Consider the following 20,889-nt stretch of genomic DNA (forward strand, 5'->3'; position numbering starts at 1 on the left):
TGGGGGTCAAGCTCGCTGCAGCTCACCATCAATCAAGCGATATAGATGACCGGTTTGCGGACAATGTGCTTGCGCATCTCCGGTCAAGGGAAGATCGAGACGCTCCCCGTGTTCGCTCATCCAGCCGATTTGCCGCGCAGGCACGCCTGCAACTAGTGCATAGGCCTTGACGTCACGGGTGATCACAGCACCAGCGGCGACGAATGCATGCGCACCAATGATGGTCCCACACACCACGGTTGCATTTGCACCGAGCGTGGCCCCCTTGCAAACCTGGGTTCGCCTGTACTCATTTTTTCGCATGACGCTGCTGCGAGGGTTGTACACATTGGTGAAAACCACGCTGGGCCCGCAGAAAACATCATCTTCCAGCGTAACCGCATCGTAGACGCTGACATTGTTCTGAATCTTGACGTTGTTGCCAATTACCACGTCATTGCCAACATAGACGTTCTGCCCGAAAGAGCAAGAAAGGCCGATCCGTGCCCCCGCTGAGATATGCACCCAGTGCCAGATGCGGGTTCCCGCGCCGATTTTCGCCCCTGCATCGACAATCGACGTTGGATGCGCGGTATAGGATATTTTGCTCATGCGGCCAAAAAATAATGAAGCTAGCTGCCGTGATAGGCGGCCAGACAGTCTTCGATACTTCCCTGCATGCGGATCTGACCCTCGTTGAGCCATATTCCTGTATTGCAGAATGTTTTCAATATCGAGTCGTTGTGTGAAGCAAGTACCAGGATCTTGACCTTGCTCATCATGTTTTCGAGCCGAATGCGTGCCTTATCGATGAATTGCGCGTCGCCCACGCCAATCATCTCGTCCATCAGCAAAATATCCGGCGCCACTGCTGTCGATACTGCGAAGGCGAGACGAAGCAGCATTCCGGACGAGTACGTGCGCACAGGCAGATGCAGGTAGTCACCCAGCTCCGTGAATTCCTCTATATCGGGGACTAGGTCCTTGGCTTCTTTACTCCCAATTCCCATCACAACGCAACGTGTGGCAATGAACTCATAGCCACTGGCATCGGAATCCATGCCCAGCATCAGGTCAATCAGGGAAGAGATGTGGCCATCAGCCCTCATCACGCCTGAAGTGGGTTCATATACGCTGGACAGCACCCGCAGCATGGTGGACTTGCCAGCCCCATTGCGGCCGATCAGGCCCATTCGATCTCCGTCCTTGAGAGACAGCGTGATGTCTCGCAGTGCACGCACTGCGATAGCGCCATGCCCGATGTCTTCGATCCGTCCCCGGTGCCCTTGGGCCTTCCCGAGCAGCGTGTTCAGCAATCCGCGTGAGCGCGATGAGAACAGCGGGAAATCGACATTAACTCGCTCCAGTTCGATGCTTGCCATGATCAGAGCCAGTACACAAGCCTGCGACGGCTCTGCAAAAACACGGTAAAAAATGCCAACAGCAATGCGAGAAAAGTGGCACCGGCCATCAGATAGCTGTAGGGATTGACAGGCTCGCCCAAGACAGGAGCTCTCACCAAATCGAGAAATGCCGCCAAAGGATTGACGTGCACAATCAATTGGGCCCGCTCACTGAGCTGCGATGCCTGCCACATGACCGGCGTGAGAAACATCGCAATCTGCATTAAGCTGGTGACAATCATGGGTATGTCGCGAAAACGCGCGCACAAAGCACCCAGAATGCAGGACACGAGTACCGCACATACCACTGTAAATGCGAGTCCAAACAAAAATGGGATTGGCCTCACATCATCCAGGCGCCCAAAAGTCAGAAGAACGATCAAGGCAATCGGGATGTTGTGACCCATCATCAACAGATTGCGCCAGATGACCCGTAAACCGAAAGCGGTCTTGGGATAGGGGGTTTGCTTCAAGAACGCACTGGAACCGATAAACGTCTGGCAACTGTCGGAAATGCACTGCGAGATAAACAGAAACAGCACATGGCTGACGCAAAAGAACGGCAGGTACGTCTGGATATCTATCTTGAAAACCTGCGATCCGATCAAACCGAACGCGCCGATGAAAATGGCCGTGTTGATCGATATCCACACGGGTCCCAGAAACGAGCGGCGGTACTGCTTGAGGATGTCTTCCAATCCCAGATGCAGCCAGAAGCGCCAAAGCCTGAGCGCGCCCCGTACATCCCCCACCAGCAATTCGAACTGGGAAAGCGGCTTTAGACCAGGAGCTTGCATGCTCTCAATACTCCTTCTTGCGCACGAAAGGATGAACGCGCTCATCCGTATCGCTTGCAATCGAAGCGCTGCGAATCACATCCACCGTGTCGATGCAGTGCCTCGCATCCGCCAAGCCATACCCCCGGCCCGCCAGGATTTCGCGGTAGCTGGTGGTGTGCAGATCGGTGAAGCCTTCGGAAAACTCGAGTTGCTCACCGCTGACATCGATGTTCCGGTATGTGGGCTTCTTGCCTTTGACTTCGTCCGGAAGATCGTTGGCATCGATGGACAGAAACCATCGCACCCGGGCGCGTTCGTATTCCAGATAGCCGGCGGCCTTGGTTTCCTCGCTCAGGTGGATGCGATTGTCCTGAAGCTTTCCGAAAATGAAGTGCAGCATGTCGAAGAAATGCACGCCGATATTGGTGGCTACGCCAAACGATTTGCGCGGGTCGCCCTTCCAGCTCTCCAAGTACCACTTGCCACGCGATGTGATGTAGGTCAGTTCGACATCGAACTTGGTGTCCTTCGGGGCCGCGGCCACTTTGTCGCGCAGCTTCAAGATCGCGTCGTGGTGGCGCAGTTGCAGGATGTTGAACACTCGCCGACCCGTTTCCTGCTCGATGCGCGCCAGTTCATCCATCAATTGCGGCGTGGGAACGAGCGGCTTTTCGCAGATGACATCACACCCCAGGCGCAGGCCAGCGGCGATGTGGGCATGGTGCAGGTAGTTGGGCGAGCAGATCGACACGTAGTCGAGTGCGGTGGCCGGGTCGCGCTTGAGCTGGTGCGCATGCTCCGCAAACCGTTCGAATTCGGTGAAAAACTCGCTTTGCGGCGAAATGCTGTCGATGATCCCAACTGAATCATTGATGTCATAGGCCACTGCCAAGTGATTGCCCGTGTCCTTGATAGCCCGCATGTGGCGAGGAGCAATGTATCCGGCAGCGCCGATCAAGGCGAAGTTTTTCATGGTGAATTCGTATTCGAGAGATGAGGGTCAGAGTCGGAAAACATCAAAGCCTTCGGCTGCAAGTGCGTGGCGGTCGAACAGACTCTTGAGGTCGCCGATGATGGGCTGATGGTCGCGCTTGCATAGGGCCATGAGTTCGGGTGGTTGCAGAGCGCGGAATTCCTGATGCCCGACAGCGACAACCAAGCTGTCCACCGGCTCAGCAGGGGAGAGTTGATCCAATTCAAGGCCGTATTCGTGGCGCACCTCTGCTGGGTTGGCCCAAGGATCGGTGAGCCTCACTTTTACGTTCCAGGTCTGTAGTTCGCGCACAAGATCTGCCACCTTGCTATTGCGTATATCCGGGCAGTTCTCCTTGAAGGTGATCCCCATGACGCCAACAGTCGCGCGTGCCACATCAATGCCGCTTTTGAGCATGCGCCTGATGATGTTGCGCGCAGCGTAGCGCGCCATGTTGTCGTTGATGCGACGCCCTGCAAGGATCACCTGTGGGTGATAGCCCACCTCTTCGGCCTTGTGGGTCAGGTAGTAGGGGTCGACTCCAATGCAGTGCCCACCCACCATGCCCGGCCGAAACGGGAGGAAGTTCCATTTGCTGCCAGCGGCTTCCAGTACTTCCAGGGTGTCGATTCCCAGCCGCTCAAAGATGACGGACAACTCGTTGACAAAGGCGATGTTGAGATCGCGCTGGCTGTTCTCGATGACCTTGGCAGCTTCTGCGACCTTGAGGCTGCTGGCCTTCCAAGTGCCCGCCTGGATGATCGAGGCGTACAAGTGATCGATGGCCTCTGCCGCCTGTGGGGTACTGCCACTGGTTATTTTTCTTATGGTGGTCAGGGTGTTGACCTTGTCGCCGGGGTTAATTCTCTCGGGGCTATAGCCGCAGAAGAAGTCGGTGTTGAACTGCAGGCCTGAATTCTGTTCAAGAACGGGCACGCAGACCTCTTCGGTCGCCCCGGGATAGACGGTTGATTCGTAGATGACGACATCGCCAAGCTTGAGTGCCTTGCCGACGATTTCGCTGGCTCGGACGAGGAGCCGCATATCAGGGCGGTTGGCGTTGTCAACAGGCGTCGGAACCGTGACGATGAAGACTTGGCCCTCATTGAGCACCGATGGGTCGGTCGTGTACGTCAGGTGGTTGGCTGAACGCAAGTTTTCAGGAGTCACTTCGAGCGTACGATCTTCGCCGGCTGAGAGTTCAGCAATTCTTGCGGCATTGATGTCAAAGCCGATCACCGGCTGCTTCTTGCCAAACTCTACCGCCAGGGGAAGCCCGACGTAGCCGAGTCCGATGACAACGAGTTTTTTCTTAGTCAGGTCCATGTTTTGATGTTCTGCGTTCAGTAGTCGAGGCGGTGTAAGTTCTTAGGCGGCTTGCCTAGGCACGCGTGCCTGTTCTCTCAGGCTACGTCGTGATAGGCACAGCAGCGTAGTGAGCGCCATGTAGCGTGCCACACCGAACCACGAGCGAAAAATGCGAGAGCGGCCTGAGGTTCGGGCTCGCATAGCCACCTGCACCTCTTTGATTCGCAGTCCGGCTTGAACCACCATGAGCAATGCTCCCAAGTCCTGGTAGTCGAGCAGCGTGGCGTCACCCGATGCAAGAAGCCGCATGGCATCCCGGTTGTAGTAGCGAAAGCCCGAGGTCAGATCGCGTAGCTCAAAACCGGCTAGCCGACGAAACCAGCTCCAGGCCCACTTCCGCAAGCGACTTGCCCGCTCCGGAAATGCCCCAATCACCATATCGGCGGTGTCGCGACAGGCTAGTAGCGCGGGCAGTTGGTCAACTTCATGCTGGCCATCCGCGTCCATGGTGACTACGGCAGCAAAGCCATGCCGCACGCCATAGCGAATACCCGTTTGCATGCCGCCCCACGCGCCCACGGGCAGCACGGGGCGCAGTACGCGTGCGCCGGCGGCACGCGCGATGTCACCCGTGCCGTCCGTACTGTGGTCGTCTACAACCAGCACGTCCTGCCAACCCGCCGCACGTAGCTCAGCCACGACAGTTCCCACGGTAGCCGCTTCGTCCTTGGCAGGTATCACGACCAGCACACCATTGTGTGTAGGTGCGCTATTTGTCCGGGGCGCGATCTGTGCATATATGGCTGCCATGGCATGTGCATTGGCGGCAATGGAGAACCGCTGATAAAGCGCATCCCGGCCGTTCTGCCCAAATTCCTGGCGTTGAGCTGGGTGCTTCTGCAATTGCTGGATGGCTTTTCGCCATTGCTGTACATCTTCAACTGCCACGCGCAATCCGACCTTGGCTTGCGCTACCAACCAAGGCATGCCCGAGCCGGGCAAATCAGAAACGATGCATGGCTTGGCATGGGCCATGGCTTCCAGCAGCACCATGCCAAAGGCCTCGGTTCGTTCGCGCGATGCCAGACAGAAGAGTTCGCAGTCATTCAGCAGGGTGTTTTTCTCGGCGTCGGTCACCAAACCGAGCAATCGAACGTTTGGCTTTTGGCCAACGGGTGTTTCCTGCTGGATAAGCGCTGCAAGGGACGCGCGCAATTCGCCTTCGCCCACGATCAAAAGTTCGGCGTCTGGAATTTCGCGCATGGCACGTATCAAGACTTCGAAGCCCTTGTAGTAGGTCAGGCGTCCAATGGACAGGACTCGGAAGCGTCCGGGCCGCCATGTAAATGAGGTGCTGCTGCCATCCGGTCGAGACGTAGCGATGCTGGTGGTTGCCAAGCCCAACGGAATGACGGCACATTTGCTGCGCCATGGCGCGAGCGGCTGGCTGTGCTCAAGATAGGGGGGCGAGGTCGCGATGATCCGTTGAGCCCGATCCAGCACGGCTCTCTCAAAGGGCCTGTAAAGCTTGTAGGCGACTCCAATGACGCTGCGAATCCTAGACACAACTACGTCCGAATGCCAGTGCACAACCCATGGGATTTTGCTGGCAATCGGCATGAGCAAGGCCCAGAAAACGGCATTGTTGGGCATGTGCAGATGCAGCACCTCGGGCTTGAAGTGTCGGATTGCACGATGCAGCGCCACGGGAAAGCCTGCGGCTATAGGCGCATATACAAGGTGCGCCTGCACTGGAACTCGCACTAGCCAGGCCGGGTCTTCGGGCTGTGGGTCGCCATGCACCAACGCGTATGCATCAATACCCTGGCTTCGCTGTTCCCGGATGAGGTCGGCCAAGAACACTTCCATGCCGCCGACGTGAGGGGGAAAGAACTTGCCAACGTGCAACACGCGCATGTGCGTGGCCCGTTCTTTGGTCTTAGCGTTTGCCACTCAGCTCTGTTCGAAGTGCCCGATAGGTCGGGTTGTGCGGGTCCAGGACAATGGCGTGATCAAGGTCTTGCAGGCTGCCAGTCGTATCGCCGCTGTAGTGGCGCGCAATTGATCGCCCATAGAAAGCCTGGGCATTGGGCCGCTCTGCAATGATTTTGTCGAAGAGTGGCAACGCTTTGGCCGATTGCCCGGCACCCGCCAGCGCCATGGCCAGGCCGACTTGAAAGCGCACACTACTGGGGCGGGCTGCGAGCAGGACGTGATAGTCGTCAATGGCAACAGCGTACTGTTGCGTGGCGACAGCAGACTCCGCGCGACGAAGGCGAATGGTTTCTCGCACCATGTCATTGGACTTGACGTCATTCAGCACGGCCTGGCTGCTCAAGGCGGTGGAGAAACTCTGATAGGCATCGGCATAGCGGCCTTGGGCATACAGGGCCTCGCCCTTCTGGTAGTACACCTCGAAGTCGCGGTTACCCATGGCTTCTGCTGCATTGAACGCTGCAATGGCCTCTGGGTATTTGTGCTGTTGCAGCAGGCTCATGCCGATATTGAAGCGTGCTGCGCCCTGGCTCTCTCCCAGCCGATCAGCAGCTGTGAAATCTGCTTGCGCGCTGTCGTACATGGACTTGTCCAGATACTGTGCGCCTCGGTTGAGAAAGGGGCGCCAGCGACCAACCGTATTGGGCGGGGCGCTCAGGTCAATCTTGTCGGCCGCGTCGGACCATACACTCAGCTCATTGTCGAAACTCAGCACGCGCTCCAGCGCCAGCCCAGTAAAGAGTGCGCCCACCACGAAACCACCGGTGTAGATCAGCCGGGATGGCAAGCCCACTAGTGGCAACGCGATCAGTCCGGGGATCGCGATCGCCCAAAGATAGCTGCGATACAGCACGAACGGGTCCTGCACCCAGACCGTGACGAACTCGGTAAGAAACAGCAGCAGCGGGAAAAGTAAGCAGAGCGCAGCAAAGGCGAAGGCACCGCGTTGGCGTAGCAGTAGCCACGTCGCTCCGACCAGCAAGATGCTGTAGCCGATGGCACCCAGAACTTGGGGAAAGGCGCCAAAACCCAAAGGGAAGGGGGGCCGGACATCGATCGACATCCATTGCGGGTTGGGGACAATCCACAAAAAGCCATAGCGAAAGAAAAGCCACGCCTCGTTGAGAATGCTGAGCGCAAACACGTGCGTGCCCACGCCGGGTTGTATTGCCTCCAACTGCCGTACAAACAATCGGGACGTTGGGTCGAAGACTTGGCCCAGGATGGATCCATAGACCTGCGTCAGCAAAAAAACGGCAATGCCCAGTAGCACCAAGCAAGCAGCCGCGATGGCTCCGATCTGCTTCCACCCAGGCCGCTTGACGAAAATGTAGAGTGGCACCGCAAAGGCGGCTGTCATGACAGCGTGTTCTTTCGATAGCAACGCACAGACATAAGCCAGTAGCGCTATGCAATACCAGGCCAGTCGACCACTAACTAGCCCGCGCACAAAGGTCCAACAGGCGACCACCGCAAAGAAGGTGGCCATGACAATGGAGCGTTGGATCAGGTAGGCGACGGCATAGATGGCTACGGGATTCAACGCAAAGAGGGCGACCCCCACGCGTAGAGCAGCTTCTCGAGAGTGCGTGAAGCCCGCGTCAGTTTCGAACTCATCCGGAAATCGGGTTCGTGCCAGCAACTCGCGGAACAGCAGGTAAATGGCTGCCACAGTACCCAGATGCAGAATGACATTGAAGGCGCGCTGCCCTGCCCAACCGACGCCTGGTAGTGCGGATAGCCAGACGAAAGAGCCATACGACAGCAGACGCTGCCGCAGCGGGAGCAACCCACCATAGGAGCCAAAAACACCGCCATCAGTCAGGCGGTTGTCATCAAAGACAAGTGCATTGGTCAAGCCGGGCAGGTAAATGCAGCATGCACCTCCCACAACCAGCAGAACGAACACCAGAAGCCCAACTTTTTTATGCTGCATCGATGGAGACCCGGGGCGGACGACTAGATGAAAGCCTTCAAGTCTAATTCACATACGGTGACACTCCGTTGGTGAGCCAGATACTTATGTTCGAGCAGTTAACAAGAGGGCGAAGGGGCATGAACGCAGATGATGCGGTGTTCGAGCTTGCCCATAGCCGTTGGCTAAGAGTGTCTGCTCCACTGTCATCCATCACAGACAGGTGCGCTGACCAACTACTTAAAAATCGCCGAATCGTGGCGATAGGCGCGTTACCTATGTTTGGCGAGGCCATGCGTTGCTAGCCGTTGCTCGCCAAAACCTCCAGCAACTCCGTCTCGATCTCGATCTGCGCCCGGTTGCGCCGCAGTGCGGGGCCGTCGATGAGGAAGGTGTCTTCCACGCGCTCGCCCAAAGTGCTGACCTTGGCCAGTTGCAGGTTGAGCTTGTGTTTGGCGAGCACGCGGGCGATGGAGTAGAGCAGGCCGGCGCGGTCGCTGGCGGAGACGCTGAGCAGCCAGTGCTGGGCGCGCTCGTCGGGGTGCAGTTCTACCCGCGGGGCGATGGGGAAGCTCTTCACGCGGCGTGAGACGCGGCCGCGGCTGGGGGTGGGCAGGGGGCCGGTCTGTTGCAGCGCGGGGGGGAGTTCGGCCTCGACCATGTTGACCAGTTCGCGGTAGTGCTCGGGCAGGGCCGAGGTCACGACCTGGAAGGTGTCCAGCGCGTAGCCGTTGCTGGCGGTGTGGACCTTGGCGTCGAGGATGCTGAAGCCGGCCTGGTCGAAGTAGCCGCAGATGCGCGCGAACAGATCCGGGGCATCGGGCGTGTAGACCAGCACCTGCAGGCCTTCGCCGAGCGGTGAGAGCCGCACGCGCACGATGCAGCGTGCGCTGGCCGGCAGGCCTTCGCCCTTGGGCTTGGCCTCGACGTGGCGCGACAACTGGCGCGCATGCCAGGCGATGTCGACCGCGTCGTGGCGCATGAAGTAGCTCACGTCCAGCGTGTCCCAGAGGCGCTTGTGCGCCTCATGCGGCTCGGCGTGCAGGGCCAGCAGCACCAGGGCCTCGCGCTTGCGCGATTCGACCTCGGCGGCGCCGTCGGGGGCGCGGCCGCCCAGCATGCGCAGGGTGTAGCGGTAGAGGTCTTCCAGCAGCTTGCCCTTCCAGGCGTTCCAGACCTTGGGGCTGGTGCCGCGGATGTCGGCCACTGTCAGCAGGTAGAGCGCGGTCAGGTGGCGCTCGTTGCCCACGCGTTTGGCAAAGGCGGCGATCACGTCCGGGTCGCTCAGGTCGGCCTTTTGCGCGATGTGGCTCATGGTCAGGTGCTGCTCGACCAGGAAGGCGATCAGCTCGGTGTCTTCGTCGGCTATGCCGTGGTCGGCGCAGAACTGCCGCACGTCACGCCCGCCCAGCTCGGAATGGTCGCCGCCCCGGCCCTTGGCGATGTCATGGAACAGCGCGGCGATGTACAGAATCCACGGCTTGTCCCAGCCAGCGGCGAGTTGCGAGCAGAACGGGTACTCGTGCGCATGCTCGGCCATGAAGAAGCGGCGCACGTTGCGCAGCACCATCAGGATGTGCTGGTCTACCGTGTAGACGTGGAACAGGTCGTGCTGCATCTGCCCCACCGTGCCACGGAACACGCGCAGGTAGCGGCCGAGCACCGAGGTCTGGTTCATCAGCCGCATGGCATGGGTGATGCCGACCGGTTCTTGCAGGATGCGCAGGAAGGTGGCGCGGTTGACCGGGTCGCGGCGGAAGGCCGCGTCCATCACGTTGCGGGCGTTGTAGAGCGCGCGCAAGGTGCGCGCCGACAGGCCACGCAGGCCCACATGCGTCTCGTAGAGCTGGAAGGTCTCCAGCACGGCGTGCGGCTCGCGCTGGTAGAGGTCGTCGCTCACCACCTCGACCATGCCGGCCTTCTCGAAGAAGCGCTCGTTGATCGGGATCAGCGCATGCGTGCTGGGGTTGAGCCGCTCGCCGATGTTGAGCAGCAGGATCTGGCTGAGCTGGGTCACCGCCTTGGCCGCCCAGTAGTAGCGGCGCATCAGCGCCTCGCTGGAGCGCCGGGCCAGGCGCGAGCCGTCGGGCGTTTGCGCGTGGTAGCCAAAGGATTCGGCGACGGCCGTTTGCAGGTCGAACACCAGCCGGTCTTCGCGGCGCTTGGCGATCAGGTGCAGGCGCAGGCGGATCAGCGATATCAGCGCCTCGTTGCGCTTGATCTGCTTGATTTCCAGCGCCGTGGCCAGGCCGTTGTGGGCCAGGGCGTCCCAGTTCTCGCCGTAGCCGGCGGCGGTGGATACCCAGAGGATGGCCTGCAGGTCGCGCAGGCCGCCAGGGGATTCCTTGCAGTTGGGCTCAAGCGAGTAGGGCGTGTCTTCGAACTTGTGGTGGCGCTGGCGCAGCTCCAGCATCTTGGCGATATAGAAGGCCTGCGGGTCCAGTGCCTCGCGGAAGGCGCGGCGAAAGAGGTGGAACAGCGAGGCATCGCCCACGATGCGCCGGGCTTCGAGCAGCGAGGTCTGCACGGTGACGTCTTTGGCGGCCTCGTCCAGGCATTCGCGCGCAGTGCGCACGCTGGAGCCGATCTCCAGCCCGGCGTCCCAGCAACTGCCGATGAAGCCTTCCAGGCGCAGGCGCAGGGCTTCGTCCGCGTCTGGCCGGGTGCCGTCGGGCAGCAGCAGCAGCACGTCGATGTCGGAGTGCGGGAACAGCTCGCCCCGGCCAAAACCGCCCACGGCCAGCAAGGCGAACTGCTCGGGGAAGCCGGCGCGCAGCCAGAGGGTTTGCAGCAGCTCGTCGGCCAGGCGCGCCAGTTGGCGCAGCACGCTGTGTACGCTGCGCACGGCGTCGCCGCTGCGCTCGGCTGCTTCAAGCAGCTCGGCTTTTTTCTGGCGGTAGGCCTCGCGCAGCGCGGGAAGTTCGGACATCGGTTCGGGCACTCCGTGCAAAGCCGCGAGACTAGCAATTTTTGTGCAACCCGTTACAGGTTGCTGTTGGCTCAGGCGGTCGCCAGGCTCTCGGACGTCCACGCGGCAAAGGCTGGCGGCGGCGGGCAGGCGTCGGAGCGGGTCAGCACCTCGTAGCCGGTTTCTGTGACCACGACGGTGTGTTCCCACTGGGCCGACAGGCTGTGGTCCTTGGTGACGATGGTCCAGCCGTCGTTGCCCAGCTCCTTGATCTCGCGCCGGCCGGCGTTGATCATGGGCTCGATGGTGAAGACCATGCCGGGCTTCAACTCTTCCAGCGTGCCGGGCTTGCCGTAGTGCAGCACCTGCGGCTCTTCGTGGAAGTTGCGGCCAATGCCATGGCCGCAAAACTCGCGCACCACGGTAAAGCCCAGGCCTTCGGCAAATTTCTGGATGGCCGAGCCGATGTCGCCCAGGCGGGCGCCGGGCTTGACCTTCACGATGCCGTGCCACATGGCGTCGAAGGTGACGCTGGTCAGGCGCTTGGCGGCGATGGAGCCCTCGCCGACCACGAACATGCGGCTGGTGTCGCCGTACCAGCCGTCTTTGATGACGGTCACGTCCACGTTCATGATGTCGCCCTTTTTCAGCGGCTTGTCATTCGGGATGCCATGGCAGACCACGTGGTTGAGCGAGGTGCAGAGCGACTTGGGGTAGGGCGGATAGCCCGGCGGCTGGTAGCCGAGCGTGGCCGAGACGCTGCCCTGGCGGGCCATGCATTCGGCGGCCAGGCGGTCGACGTCGTTGGTGGTGATGCCGGGCTTGATGTGCGGCGTCAGGTAGTCCAGTACTTCGGCGGCGAGGCGGCAGGCAACGCGCATGCCTTCGATTTCCTGGGCGGTCTTGTAAGTGATCGTCATCCCGGGATTATCCCATCCGGGCCCGGACGGCTGCGCGGGCCGGGGATGGCGCCACCGCTAGAATCCCGGGTTTTCACGCAGCGCCCGTGCCGGCCCCATTCAGCGGCCAGCTACGAGGCCCCGTACCGCTTCCCGCAGACCCCCAAGGCCGCCCCCGTGACCCAGCCGACTCCGACCTCGCCCGCCATCACTTCCTTCGATGGCGGCAACGCCCTGAGCGACTTCCGCGCGCGCCAGCTGCTGCCGCAGCTGCAGGCGATCCACCCGCGCATCAGCGGCATTGCCGCGCGCTTTTTGCACCTGGTGCTGTCGGATGCCACGCCGTCTGATGCCGAGCGCAGCCGGCTGGCCGCGCTGCTGACTTATGGCGATCCGTACAGCGGCCCGGATTCCGGCAGCACCATCGTCGTGGCGCCGCGCCTGGGCACGGTGTCGCCGTGGGCTTCCAAGGCCACCGACATCGCCCACAACTGCGGCCTGGCGCTGCGCCGGGTCGAGCGCCTGGTCGAGTACCGCGTCACGCTGAGCAAGCCGCTGTTGGGCAAGGCCCAGTTGGACGATGCGCAGACCGTGGCCATTGCCACGCTGCTGCACGACCGCATGACCGAATCCGCCTTTCTGGACCGGGCCGAGGCCGCCGCACTGTTCACTGAGCTGCAGCCCGCGCCCATGGCGCATGTCGATGTGCTGGGCGGTGGCCGCCAGGCGCTGGAGCAGGCCAATGTGCAGTTTGGCCTGGCGCTGGCAGAAGACGAGATCGACTACCTGGTGAAGGCCTTCACCGGCCTGCAGCGCAACCCGACCGATGTCGAGCTGATGATGTTCGCCCAGGCCAACAGCGAGCACTGCCGCCACAAGATCTTCAACGCCCAGTTCACGATCGACGGCGTGGCGCAGGACAAGAGCCTGTTCGGCATGATCCGCAACACGCACCAGCTGGCGCCGCAGCACACGGTGGTGGCCTATTCGGACAACGCCTCGGTGATGGAAGGCCACACCGTCGAGCGATTTTTGGCAAAAAGTGCCTCTAGCCCAGGTGCAGCCTGGGCTTCTAGCTATAAAAAAGATAGTTCCCTGCAGCACGTGCTGATGAAGGTGGAGACGCACAACCACCCCACGGCGATTTCGCCCTTCCCGGGCGCATCGACCGGCGCGGGCGGCGAGATCCGCGACGAAGGCGCCACCGGCCGCGGCTCCAAGCCCAAGGCCGGCCTGACCGGCTTTACCGTGTCGCGCCTGTGGCCTGACGAGGCAGAAGACTTCGGCCGGCCGGCGCACATCGCCAGCCCGCTGCAAATCATGACCGAGGGCCCGCTGGGCGGTGCTGCCTTCAACAACGAATTTGGCCGGCCCAACCTGCTGGGCTACTTCCGCGAATACGAGCAGACGGTTGCCAGCGATGTGGACAGCCTGCGCCGCGGCTATCACAAGCCGATCATGATCGCCGGCGGCCTGGGCAGCATTGACGCGGGGCAGACCAAGAAGATCGAGTTCCCGGCCGGCTCGCTGCTGATCCAGCTTGGCGGCCCGGGCATGCGCATCGGCATGGGCGGCAGCGCCGCCAGCTCCATGGCCACGGGCGCGAATGCGGCCGAGCTGGACTTTGACTCGGTCCAGCGCGGCAACCCCGAGATCGAGCGCCGCGCGCAAGAGGTCATCAACCACTGCTGGGCGCAGGGCGCGCAGAACCCGATTCTGGCGATCCACGATGTGGGCGCCGGCGGCCTGTCCAACGCCTTCCCCGAGCTGACCAATGACGCTGGCCGCGGCGCGCGCTTTGACTTGCGTGCCGTGCCGCTGGAGGAATCCGGCCTGGCGCCCAAGGAAATCTGGTCCAACGAAAGCCAGGAGCGCTATGTGCTGGCGATTGCGCCAGAGTCGCTGGAGCAGTTCCGCGCGTTCTGCGAGCGCGAGCGCTGCCCGTTTGCCGTGGTCGGCACCGCCACCGAAGAGCGCCAGTTGCTGGTGGTGGACGCCACCGCGCCGGCCAGCGAGCAGCCGGTGGATATGCCCATGGACGTGCTGTTGGGCAAGCCGCCCAAGATGCTGCGCGACGTCAGCACCATCGCCCGCAATTTCAAGCCGCTGGACCTGAACGGCGTGGAACTGCAGCAGGCCGCCATCGCCGTGCTGTCGCACCCCACCGTCGCCTCCAAGCGCTTCTTGATCACCATTGGCGACCGCACCGTGGGCGGCCTTACGCACCGCGACCAGATGGTTGGCCCCTGGCAGGTGCCGGTGGCCGACTGCGCCGTGACCCTGGCCGACTACGCCGGTTTTGCCGGCGAGGCCATGGCCCTGGGCGAGCGCACGCCGCTGGCCGCGCTGGACGCGCCGGCCTCCGGCCGCATGGCGGTGGCCGAGGCCATCACCAACCTGCTGGCCGCGCCCATCGAGCTGCCGCGCGTCAAGCTCTCTGCCAACTGGATGGCCGCTTGCGGCGAGCCCGGCGAAGACGCGGCGCTCTACGCCACCGTCAAGGCCGTGGGCATGGAGCTGTGCCCGGCGCTGGGCATTTCCATCCCCGTGGGCAAGGATTCGCTGTCCATGCGCACGCAATGGACGGAAGAGGGCGCGCAGAAGAAGGTCAGCTCGCCGGTCAGCCTGATCGTCACCGCCTTTGCCTCGCTGGCCGACGTGCGCGGCACGCTCACGCCGCAGTTGGATGCCGTTGAGGCCGACACCACCCTGGTGCTGATCGACCTGGGCCACGGCCAACACCGCATGGGCGGCTCGATCCTGGCGCAGACGCTGGGCCAGACTGGTGACCTGGCACCCGACCTGGACGACCCGCAAGACCTGGTCAAGCTGGTGAACGTGGTCAACGCACTGCGCGCCGAAGGCAAGCTGCTGGCCTACCACGACCGCAGCGACGGCGGTTTGTTTGCCGCGGCGACGGAAATGGCCTTTGCCGGCCACGTGGGCGTGTCCCTCAATGTCGACATGCTGGTCACCGAAGGCGACGGCATCAGCGACAGCCGCATGGAAACCGGCGACGCCAAGAACTGGGCGCAGCAGGTCAGCGCGCGGCGCGAAGAACTCACGCTCAAGGCGCTGTTCAGCGAAGAGCTGGGCGTGCTGCTGCAGGTGCGCACGGCCGAGCGCAACGAGGTCATGCAGACCCTGCGCGCGCACGGCCTGTCCAAGCACAGCCACTTCGTTGGCAAGACGCGGCCGGAAAGCTCCGCCATGGATGCGGGCAAGGGCAAGATTGAAGTCTGGCGCGACGCCAAGTCGGTGTTCAGCGCCACGCTGGCCGACCTGCACCAGGTCTGGGACGCGGTCAGCTGGAAGATCAACCAGCAGCGCGACAACCCGGCCTGCGCCGACGCCGAGCACGCCGCTGCCGGCGCACCGGCCGACCCAGGCCTGCACTGGCACTGCCCGGGCTACGAGGCCGCACCACAGGCGCCCGCCATCATCGGCGCGCGGCCGCGCGTGGCCATCCTGCGCGAGCAGGGCGTCAATTCGCATGTGGAAATGGCCTATGCCTTCGACGCCGCCGGCTTCGAGGCAGTAGACGTGCACATGACCGACCTGCAATCCGGCCGCGCCGCGCTGGCGGATTTCCGTGGCGTGGTGGCCTGCGGCGGCTTCAGCTACGGCGACACCCTGGGCGCCGGCATTGGCTGGGCGCGCAGCATCACCTTCAATCCCCAGTTGTCGGACCAGTTCGCGGCCTTCTTCGGCCGTGGCGACACCTTCGGCCTGGGCGTCTGCAACGGCTGCCAGATGTTTGCCGAGCTGGCCGACATCATTCCCGGCGCCGCCGCCTGGCCGCGCTTCACCACCAACCAGAGCGAGCGCTTCGAGGCACGCCTGTCCATGGTCGAGGTGCTGGAGTCGCCCAGCCTGTTCCTGCAAGGCATGGCCGGCTGGCGCCTGCCGATCGCCGTGGCGCATGGCGAGGGCTATGCCAACTTCGCCTACCGAGGCGACCCGGCTACCGCCGTAGCCGCCCTGCGCTACGTGGACAACGCTGGTCAGGCCACCGAGCAGTACCCGTTCAACCCCAACGGCAGCGCCGGCGGCCTGACCGGCGTGACCACGGCCGACGGCCGCTTCACCGCGCTGATGCCGCACCCCGAGCGCGTGTTCCGCAACGTGCAGATGAGCTGGAGCGGCGGTGACCGCAGCGCGCTGAGCCCGTGGTCGCAGATCTGGCGCAATGCGCGCAAGTGGGTCGATTGATCTAGTTCACCCCCAGGCTTCGCACTTCGTGTCTTCGCCAACCCCCTTCCGGGGACGGCACCAGCGGACTGGCAAAGCCAGATCCACGGTGCCCTTGGCAGGGGGCTAGCTAGCTGCAGCCAGCGCCTGGACGCGCTCGAAGTCCAGTTCTTCCAGGGCGGCGAGCACGGCGTTGCAGAAGTCGCGGTGCTCGGGGTGCTGGTCGGACAGGCGCAGCGTCCAGTCTTCCAGCGCGGTGAGCTGGCCTTCGCGGGCCAGTTGCGCCAGCTCGGCGCGGGCTTCCTCGCTGGGCAGGCGGGTGAAGGCTGGCAGGGGGCGCGGCGCCATCGGGATGGTGGGCGGCTGAGGGGCGGCCAGTTCACCATTGGGGGCCTGGGCCTCCAGCTCGAAGAAGAAGGCGCTGCCCTGGCCCGAGGCGCTGCGCAGCCGCAGCTCGCCGCCCATGGCCTGCACGATGCGGCGGGCGATGAACAGGCCCAGGCCGACGCTGCCGGGGCTGGGCTGCAACTGCTCGAAGGCGTTGAAGATGCGCGACTGGTCTTGCGCCTCTATGCCTATGCCCGAGTCGCTGATGCAGAAGTGCAGGCGCCAGCGCCCTTGGTCGTCCAGGCGCTCGCCGCGCACCTGGGCCTGGATGCTGCCGTTGCGGGTGAACTTGGCGGCGTTGGTGATCAGGTTCAGCAGCACCTGCTGCAGCCGCCGGCTGTCGACCTGCAAGGTGGCCGGCAGGCCGGGCGCGGCGTCCAGCGTGAAGCGGTTGTGCTGCTGCAAGGCCAGCACGCTGGCGTACTGCTGGATGTCCTGCAGCAACTGCCACATGTCGGTGGCCACGGGCTGGATGCGCAGGGATTGCAGCTCGTCCCGGGCAAAGTTCACCAGCTCGTCGATCAGCGACAACTGGTATTGCGCGCTGCGCTCGATGGCGCGCACGCCCGGCAGCAGCTCGGGCGGCACCAGCTCCAGCAGGCGCCGCGCGTGGCCAGAGACGGTGACCAGCGGCGCCCGCAGGTCGTGGCCGACATAGGCCAGGGTGCGGGTCTGCTCCTCGTGGGCCTTGCGGGTTTCTTCCAGCGACTGGTGCAGCGCCTGGGTCTGGCGCGCCACCTCGTCGCGCAGGCGCTCTTGCTCGCTCAACTGGAAATCCAGCAGCTCGGCATGGGCTTGCTGGCGCTGGCGTCCCAGCAGGTAGATCCAGCCCACGCCCATGCTCAGCAGGAAGAACAGGCCCATCAGCGCGAACACCGGATGGGCCTCGAGATCCGTGGACAGCAGGTGAGTGCGGCCGCTCATCTCCGTCAGGCGCAGCAGGGCCTGCAGGCCAAGGAAGACGGCCGTGGCCACCACCAGCTTGCCGCCATAGGGCTTGCCGCGCAGGAAGGCGAGGGCGCTGGCCAGCAGGCCCAGCCCGATGGCCGTGCTGCCGTAGGCGCTGATGCGCGCAGCGATGTCCGGGCCCAGCAACATCGCCACGCCCATTGCCAGGGCTTGCGCCAGCGCCAGGGCCAGCAGCACGCGGCCCCCGGGGAAACGCATTTTTTGGCGCCGTGCCAGCACATGGATATAGGCCACGGCCAGCACCACGGCCAGGCCGCCGAAGGCAAACACGGCGCGTGCGGCAAAGGCATCCGATTGCGGCCAGAGCAGCCATTTGGTGTAGCCGCGCTGAGACGCCTCGTGCAGCGCGATCAGCAGGCAGATGCCGCCCAGCAGCAGAAGGCTGGAATTGCGCGACAGCGCGCAGTACAGCAGCACGCAGAAGGTCCCGGCCAGCAGGCCGCCCAGCAGCAGGCCGTCCCAGAGCAGCATGCGCTGCTCGGATGCCGTGAAGGCCTGTGCGTCGAACAACTGGGGCCGCAGCTGGATGGCCGAGGCGCTGCGCACCCGCGCCAGCACGCGCAATTGCTCGCCCGGCTGCAGCTCCAGGCTCAGCGTTGGCAGGCGGGTCGCGTTGCCCGCAGGCGTGGCGACACCGGCGCCAGCGGCGTGGGACGACCAGTCGTCCCCACGGAGCAGGTAGTAATCGACACGCTGCAGCGTGGCCGTGCCCGGCGCCAGTACCAGTTGCAGGGAGCGGGGCCCATCGTTGGCCAGCCGCAGGCTGAGCCACAGCGCGGACGAGGTAAAGCCGGCGTCCAGGTCGACCGCTTGGGCAGGGTGGAAGGCCTGGGGCGGTGCGTCTGGGCCGGGCTGTTCCGGCAGTTGCCGGGCCGCCTCGGCCGTGAGCGTGCCTGCCGGGTCTTCCAGCATGCGCAGGGCAGGCGCCAGGGACAGCGGCCAGGCTTCCTGCCCGCTGAGGTGCAGCACGTCGATGGCCGCCTGCGCGCTGGCAGGCATGGCTGCCAGCAGGCACCACCACATCAGGACGATGCCGCGCCGCATCTGCATCTGCCGTTGCATTTGTAAAGGCCGGGAAGAACTGCGCGCGCTAGCGCCGCGCGCTCTGGCGGCGGTAGGCGGTCGGGGTCACGCCGACCTGCTCGCGAAAGGCCGTGGCGAAGTTGGCCGCGCTGGCAAAGCCGACCTCGGCCGCAACGTCCAGCACGCCCAGCGATGTCTGGCTGAGCAGGCGCTGCGCCTCGCGCAGGCGCTCCTGGCGCAGGAACTCGAACACCGTCTGCGACAGCTGCGCCCGGAAAGCCCGTGACAGCCGCTTGGAATGCGTGCCGACCGCGTGCGCAACGCTGTCCAGGCTGTGTTCGCTGCGCAGGTTGAGGGTGAGGTAGCGCATGGCGGCACGCACGAACACCGCGTCGGCGTCGTCGCCCTCGGGGGCCGCGACCTGCTTGGGGAGCGGCGCGCTATTGCCGGCAAGGGTCAGGTGCACCTGGATGCGCGCCAGCACCTCTTCCGCGTCGAAGGGCTTGAGCACGTAGTCCACGCCGCCAACGCGCAGGCCTTGCAGCCGCTCCTCCAAGGTGCTGGCGGCCGACAGGAAGATGATGGGCACCGCGGCCGTCGCCGCGTGGGCCTTGAGCAGCCGGGCGGTGGCAAAGCCGTCCATGCGGGGCATGCTCACGTCCAGCAGGATCAGGTCAGGAGGGGAGGCCACCGCGCGGTGGTAGCCCTGGGCACCGTCCAGCGCCACGCTCAGGCGGTAGCGGGCGCTGCGCAGGATGTCTGCTAGCAGGCGCAGCTCATCGAGGTTGTCGTCGATCAGCAGAATGTGCGTGCTGTCGGATGGCAACGAAGGCGGGGAGAACATGAGGAAGTATTGCCGCAGCGGACACAGCTGTTGCGAGTGGCGGCCCGTATTGTCCGTTCCCGGAAAGCTTTTGGATGCGGCGGCAAAGCCACATCCGCCCGCGCTAACGGGCTTGCGTTACGCTTGCGCCCCATGCTTCGCTTCTTTGCCATCTTCCTGACGGTGCAGCTGTCGCTCTTCGGCATCGAGTTGCTGCAGCCCGTGCAGCAGCACTTCGTGCTGCCCTGGACCACGCTGCTGGCGCGCGCCTGCGCCGGGCTGGTGATCTGGTTCGACCCCAACGTCACCTCCATGGGCAAGGTGCTGTGGGACGCCAAGACCGGCTTTGGCGTATCCATCGAGCCCGGCTGCAATGGCGTGGAGGCCTGCATCGTGCTGTTCGCCGCCATCGTGGCCTACCCGGCCTCGTGGCGGCAGAAGCTGCAGGGCCTGGCCATCGGCATGGTGGCGGTGCAGGCGCTCAACGTGGTGCGGGTGGTCAGCCTGTTCTACCTGGGCCAGTGGAGCGACAAGCTGTTCCAGTTCGCCCACGAGTACCTGTGGCAGGCGCTGATCATGCTCGACGTGCTGGCCGTATGGCTGCTGTGGGCGCGCAGCGTGGCCCGGCAAGCCGCGCCGGCGGCCGCTGATGACAAACAAGCGCTATTGAATACATAGCTTTATGCCGGCGTGCTGCCTGCGTTTCAGGTTAAAAGTTGCCTGAAATGCAGGTGGTACGCCGGCATGTTGCTATCTATTTTGATAGACCCGCAATCCCGGTTCTACAGAGGAGTGCGCATGCATAGACAAACACTTCATGTCCTCGGCCGGCTGTTGCTGCTGGCCTCCATCGCGCTCGCCGCGCAGCAGGTGGCCCGGGCCGAGCACCTGCCCGAGGGAACGCGTGAAGCCGGGACGGCGATCAACTACTACCCGCTGGGCGGTTGGTATGTCCCGCCGACGGGCGAAACCATGGATACGCCGGAGCCGGTCTTGATCAGGTCCAAGGCCGACTGGGATGCCTTCTTCCAGAAGTATCCGGGCGACCAGTACGCCGAAATCCCGGCAGCGGACGAGATCCTGGACTTCCGCCGCAGCATGGTGGTTGCGATTTTTGAAAGCAGTTTCTGTGGCAGTGCCGGCAACCAGATCACCTCTACGGTGGAGCGGGGCAATCAGTTGCGCGTGAATATGCGCACTTCGCCATCCGCCGGCCTCGGCCAGCCGCCGCAGATGCATACCTGCGCTGCGGTGATCTCAGGCATCAGCATCCGCTTCCTCCTCGTGCCGCAGTCCACGCGCCGGCTCGTCGTCACGTGGAACGGCGGCCAGTGACC

Annotated in this window: 14 protein-coding genes; 3 read left to right on the forward strand and 11 right to left on the reverse strand. The window is 63.5% G+C overall.

What is annotated here, in order from left to right:
* Positions 1 to 6: 6 nt before the first annotated feature.
* From AAFF27_12675 to map, 9 genes are all read right to left on the reverse strand, one after another.
* Complete coding sequence (locus tag AAFF27_12675) at positions 7 to 582, reverse strand: acyltransferase (GenBank protein ID XAH26229.1); 576 nt, start codon at positions 580 to 582, stop codon at positions 7 to 9.
* Between the two features lie 29 nt (positions 583 to 611).
* Positions 612 to 1,361 (reverse strand): ABC transporter ATP-binding protein, encoded by a 750-nt coding sequence (locus AAFF27_12680; GenBank protein XAH25988.1) that lies wholly within the window; start codon positions 1,359 to 1,361, stop codon positions 612 to 614.
* 2 nt (positions 1,362 to 1,363) lie between these two features.
* The gene (locus AAFF27_12685) at positions 1,364 to 2,179 is read right to left on the reverse strand and encodes an ABC transporter permease (protein ID XAH25989.1); all 816 of its coding nucleotides are present in this window, start codon (positions 2,177 to 2,179) and stop codon (positions 1,364 to 1,366) included.
* Positions 2,180 to 2,183: 4 nt separating this feature from the next.
* Positions 2,184 to 3,134, reverse strand: coding sequence for a Gfo/Idh/MocA family oxidoreductase (locus AAFF27_12690; protein ID XAH25990.1), 951 nt, complete (start codon positions 3,132 to 3,134; stop codon positions 2,184 to 2,186).
* Positions 3,135 to 3,161: 27 nt separating this feature from the next.
* Positions 3,162 to 4,460: a nucleotide sugar dehydrogenase gene (locus AAFF27_12695; protein XAH25991.1), complete on the reverse strand. Its 1,299-nt coding sequence runs from the start codon at positions 4,458 to 4,460 to the stop codon at positions 3,162 to 3,164.
* Between the two features lie 42 nt (positions 4,461 to 4,502).
* Positions 4,503 to 6,359: a glycosyltransferase gene (locus tag AAFF27_12700; protein ID XAH25992.1), complete on the reverse strand. Its 1,857-nt coding sequence runs from the start codon at positions 6,357 to 6,359 to the stop codon at positions 4,503 to 4,505.
* 22 nt (positions 6,360 to 6,381) lie between these two features.
* Complete coding sequence (locus AAFF27_12705) at positions 6,382 to 8,373, reverse strand: tetratricopeptide repeat protein (GenBank protein XAH25993.1); 1,992 nt, start codon at positions 8,371 to 8,373, stop codon at positions 6,382 to 6,384.
* A gap of 280 nt (positions 8,374 to 8,653) precedes the next feature.
* The gene (locus tag AAFF27_12710; protein ID XAH25994.1) at positions 8,654 to 11,281 is read right to left on the reverse strand and encodes a [protein-PII] uridylyltransferase; all 2,628 of its coding nucleotides are present in this window, start codon (positions 11,279 to 11,281) and stop codon (positions 8,654 to 8,656) included.
* Between the two features lie 71 nt (positions 11,282 to 11,352).
* Positions 11,353 to 12,180 carry a type I methionyl aminopeptidase gene (map, locus tag AAFF27_12715; protein XAH25995.1) on the reverse strand — a complete coding sequence of 276 codons (828 nt, stop codon included), beginning with the start codon at positions 12,178 to 12,180 and terminating at the stop codon, positions 11,353 to 11,355.
* A gap of 156 nt (positions 12,181 to 12,336) precedes the next feature.
* Between map and purL the strand changes: the two genes are divergently transcribed.
* A complete protein-coding gene (purL, locus tag AAFF27_12720) occupies positions 12,337 to 16,371 on the forward strand; it encodes a phosphoribosylformylglycinamidine synthase (protein ID XAH25996.1) in 4,035 nt (1,344 codons plus the stop codon).
* Positions 16,372 to 16,476: 105 nt separating this feature from the next.
* Here purL and AAFF27_12725 read toward each other — a convergent pair whose 3' ends face one another.
* Both AAFF27_12725 and AAFF27_12730 read right to left on the reverse strand, forming a co-directional pair.
* Positions 16,477 to 18,768 carry an ATP-binding protein gene (locus tag AAFF27_12725; GenBank protein ID XAH25997.1) on the reverse strand — a complete coding sequence of 764 codons (2,292 nt, stop codon included), beginning with the start codon at positions 18,766 to 18,768 and terminating at the stop codon, positions 16,477 to 16,479.
* A 28-nt stretch (positions 18,769 to 18,796) separates the two neighbouring features.
* A complete protein-coding gene (locus AAFF27_12730; GenBank protein XAH25998.1) occupies positions 18,797 to 19,573 on the reverse strand; it encodes a response regulator in 777 nt (258 codons plus the stop codon).
* A 132-nt stretch (positions 19,574 to 19,705) separates the two neighbouring features.
* Between AAFF27_12730 and xrtH the strand changes: the two genes are divergently transcribed.
* Together xrtH and AAFF27_12740 are read left to right on the forward strand one after the other, a co-directional pair.
* Complete coding sequence (xrtH, locus tag AAFF27_12735) at positions 19,706 to 20,230, forward strand: exosortase H (GenBank protein ID XAH25999.1); 525 nt, start codon at positions 19,706 to 19,708, stop codon at positions 20,228 to 20,230.
* A gap of 120 nt (positions 20,231 to 20,350) precedes the next feature.
* The gene (locus tag AAFF27_12740) at positions 20,351 to 20,887 is read left to right on the forward strand and encodes a hypothetical protein (GenBank protein XAH26000.1); all 537 of its coding nucleotides are present in this window, start codon (positions 20,351 to 20,353) and stop codon (positions 20,885 to 20,887) included.
* Positions 20,888 to 20,889 lie beyond the last annotated feature (2 nt).

It is taken from the genome of Xylophilus sp. GW821-FHT01B05 (assembly GCA_038961845.1).
In the GTDB taxonomy this organism is placed as follows: domain Bacteria; phylum Pseudomonadota; class Gammaproteobacteria; order Burkholderiales; family Burkholderiaceae_C; genus Xylophilus.

Coding starts and splice junctions, on each gene's coding strand:
- AAFF27_12680 (XAH25988.1), bottom strand. CDS start 1,361: ATGGCAAGCATCGAACTGGAGCGAGTTAATGTCGATTTCCCGCTGTTC.
- AAFF27_12685 (XAH25989.1), bottom strand. CDS start 2,179: ATGCAAGCTCCTGGTCTAAAGCCGCTTTCCCAGTTCGAATTGCTGGTG.
- AAFF27_12690 (XAH25990.1), bottom strand. CDS start 3,134: ATGAAAAACTTCGCCTTGATCGGCGCTGCCGGATACATTGCTCCTCGC.
- AAFF27_12695 (XAH25991.1), bottom strand. CDS start 4,460: ATGGACCTGACTAAGAAAAAACTCGTTGTCATCGGACTCGGCTACGTC.
- AAFF27_12700 (XAH25992.1), bottom strand. CDS start 6,359: ATGCGCGTGTTGCACGTTGGCAAGTTCTTTCCCCCTCACGTCGGCGGC.
- AAFF27_12705 (XAH25993.1), bottom strand. CDS start 8,373: ATGCAGCATAAAAAAGTTGGGCTTCTGGTGTTCGTTCTGCTGGTTGTG.
- AAFF27_12710 (XAH25994.1), bottom strand. CDS start 11,281: ATGTCCGAACTTCCCGCGCTGCGCGAGGCCTACCGCCAGAAAAAAGCC.
- map (XAH25995.1), bottom strand. CDS start 12,180: ATGACGATCACTTACAAGACCGCCCAGGAAATCGAAGGCATGCGCGTT.
- AAFF27_12725 (XAH25997.1), bottom strand. CDS start 18,768: ATGCAACGGCAGATGCAGATGCGGCGCGGCATCGTCCTGATGTGGTGG.
- AAFF27_12730 (XAH25998.1), bottom strand. CDS start 19,573: ATGTTCTCCCCGCCTTCGTTGCCATCCGACAGCACGCACATTCTGCTG.
- xrtH (XAH25999.1), top strand. CDS start 19,706: ATGCTTCGCTTCTTTGCCATCTTCCTGACGGTGCAGCTGTCGCTCTTC.
- AAFF27_12740 (XAH26000.1), top strand. CDS start 20,351: ATGCATAGACAAACACTTCATGTCCTCGGCCGGCTGTTGCTGCTGGCC.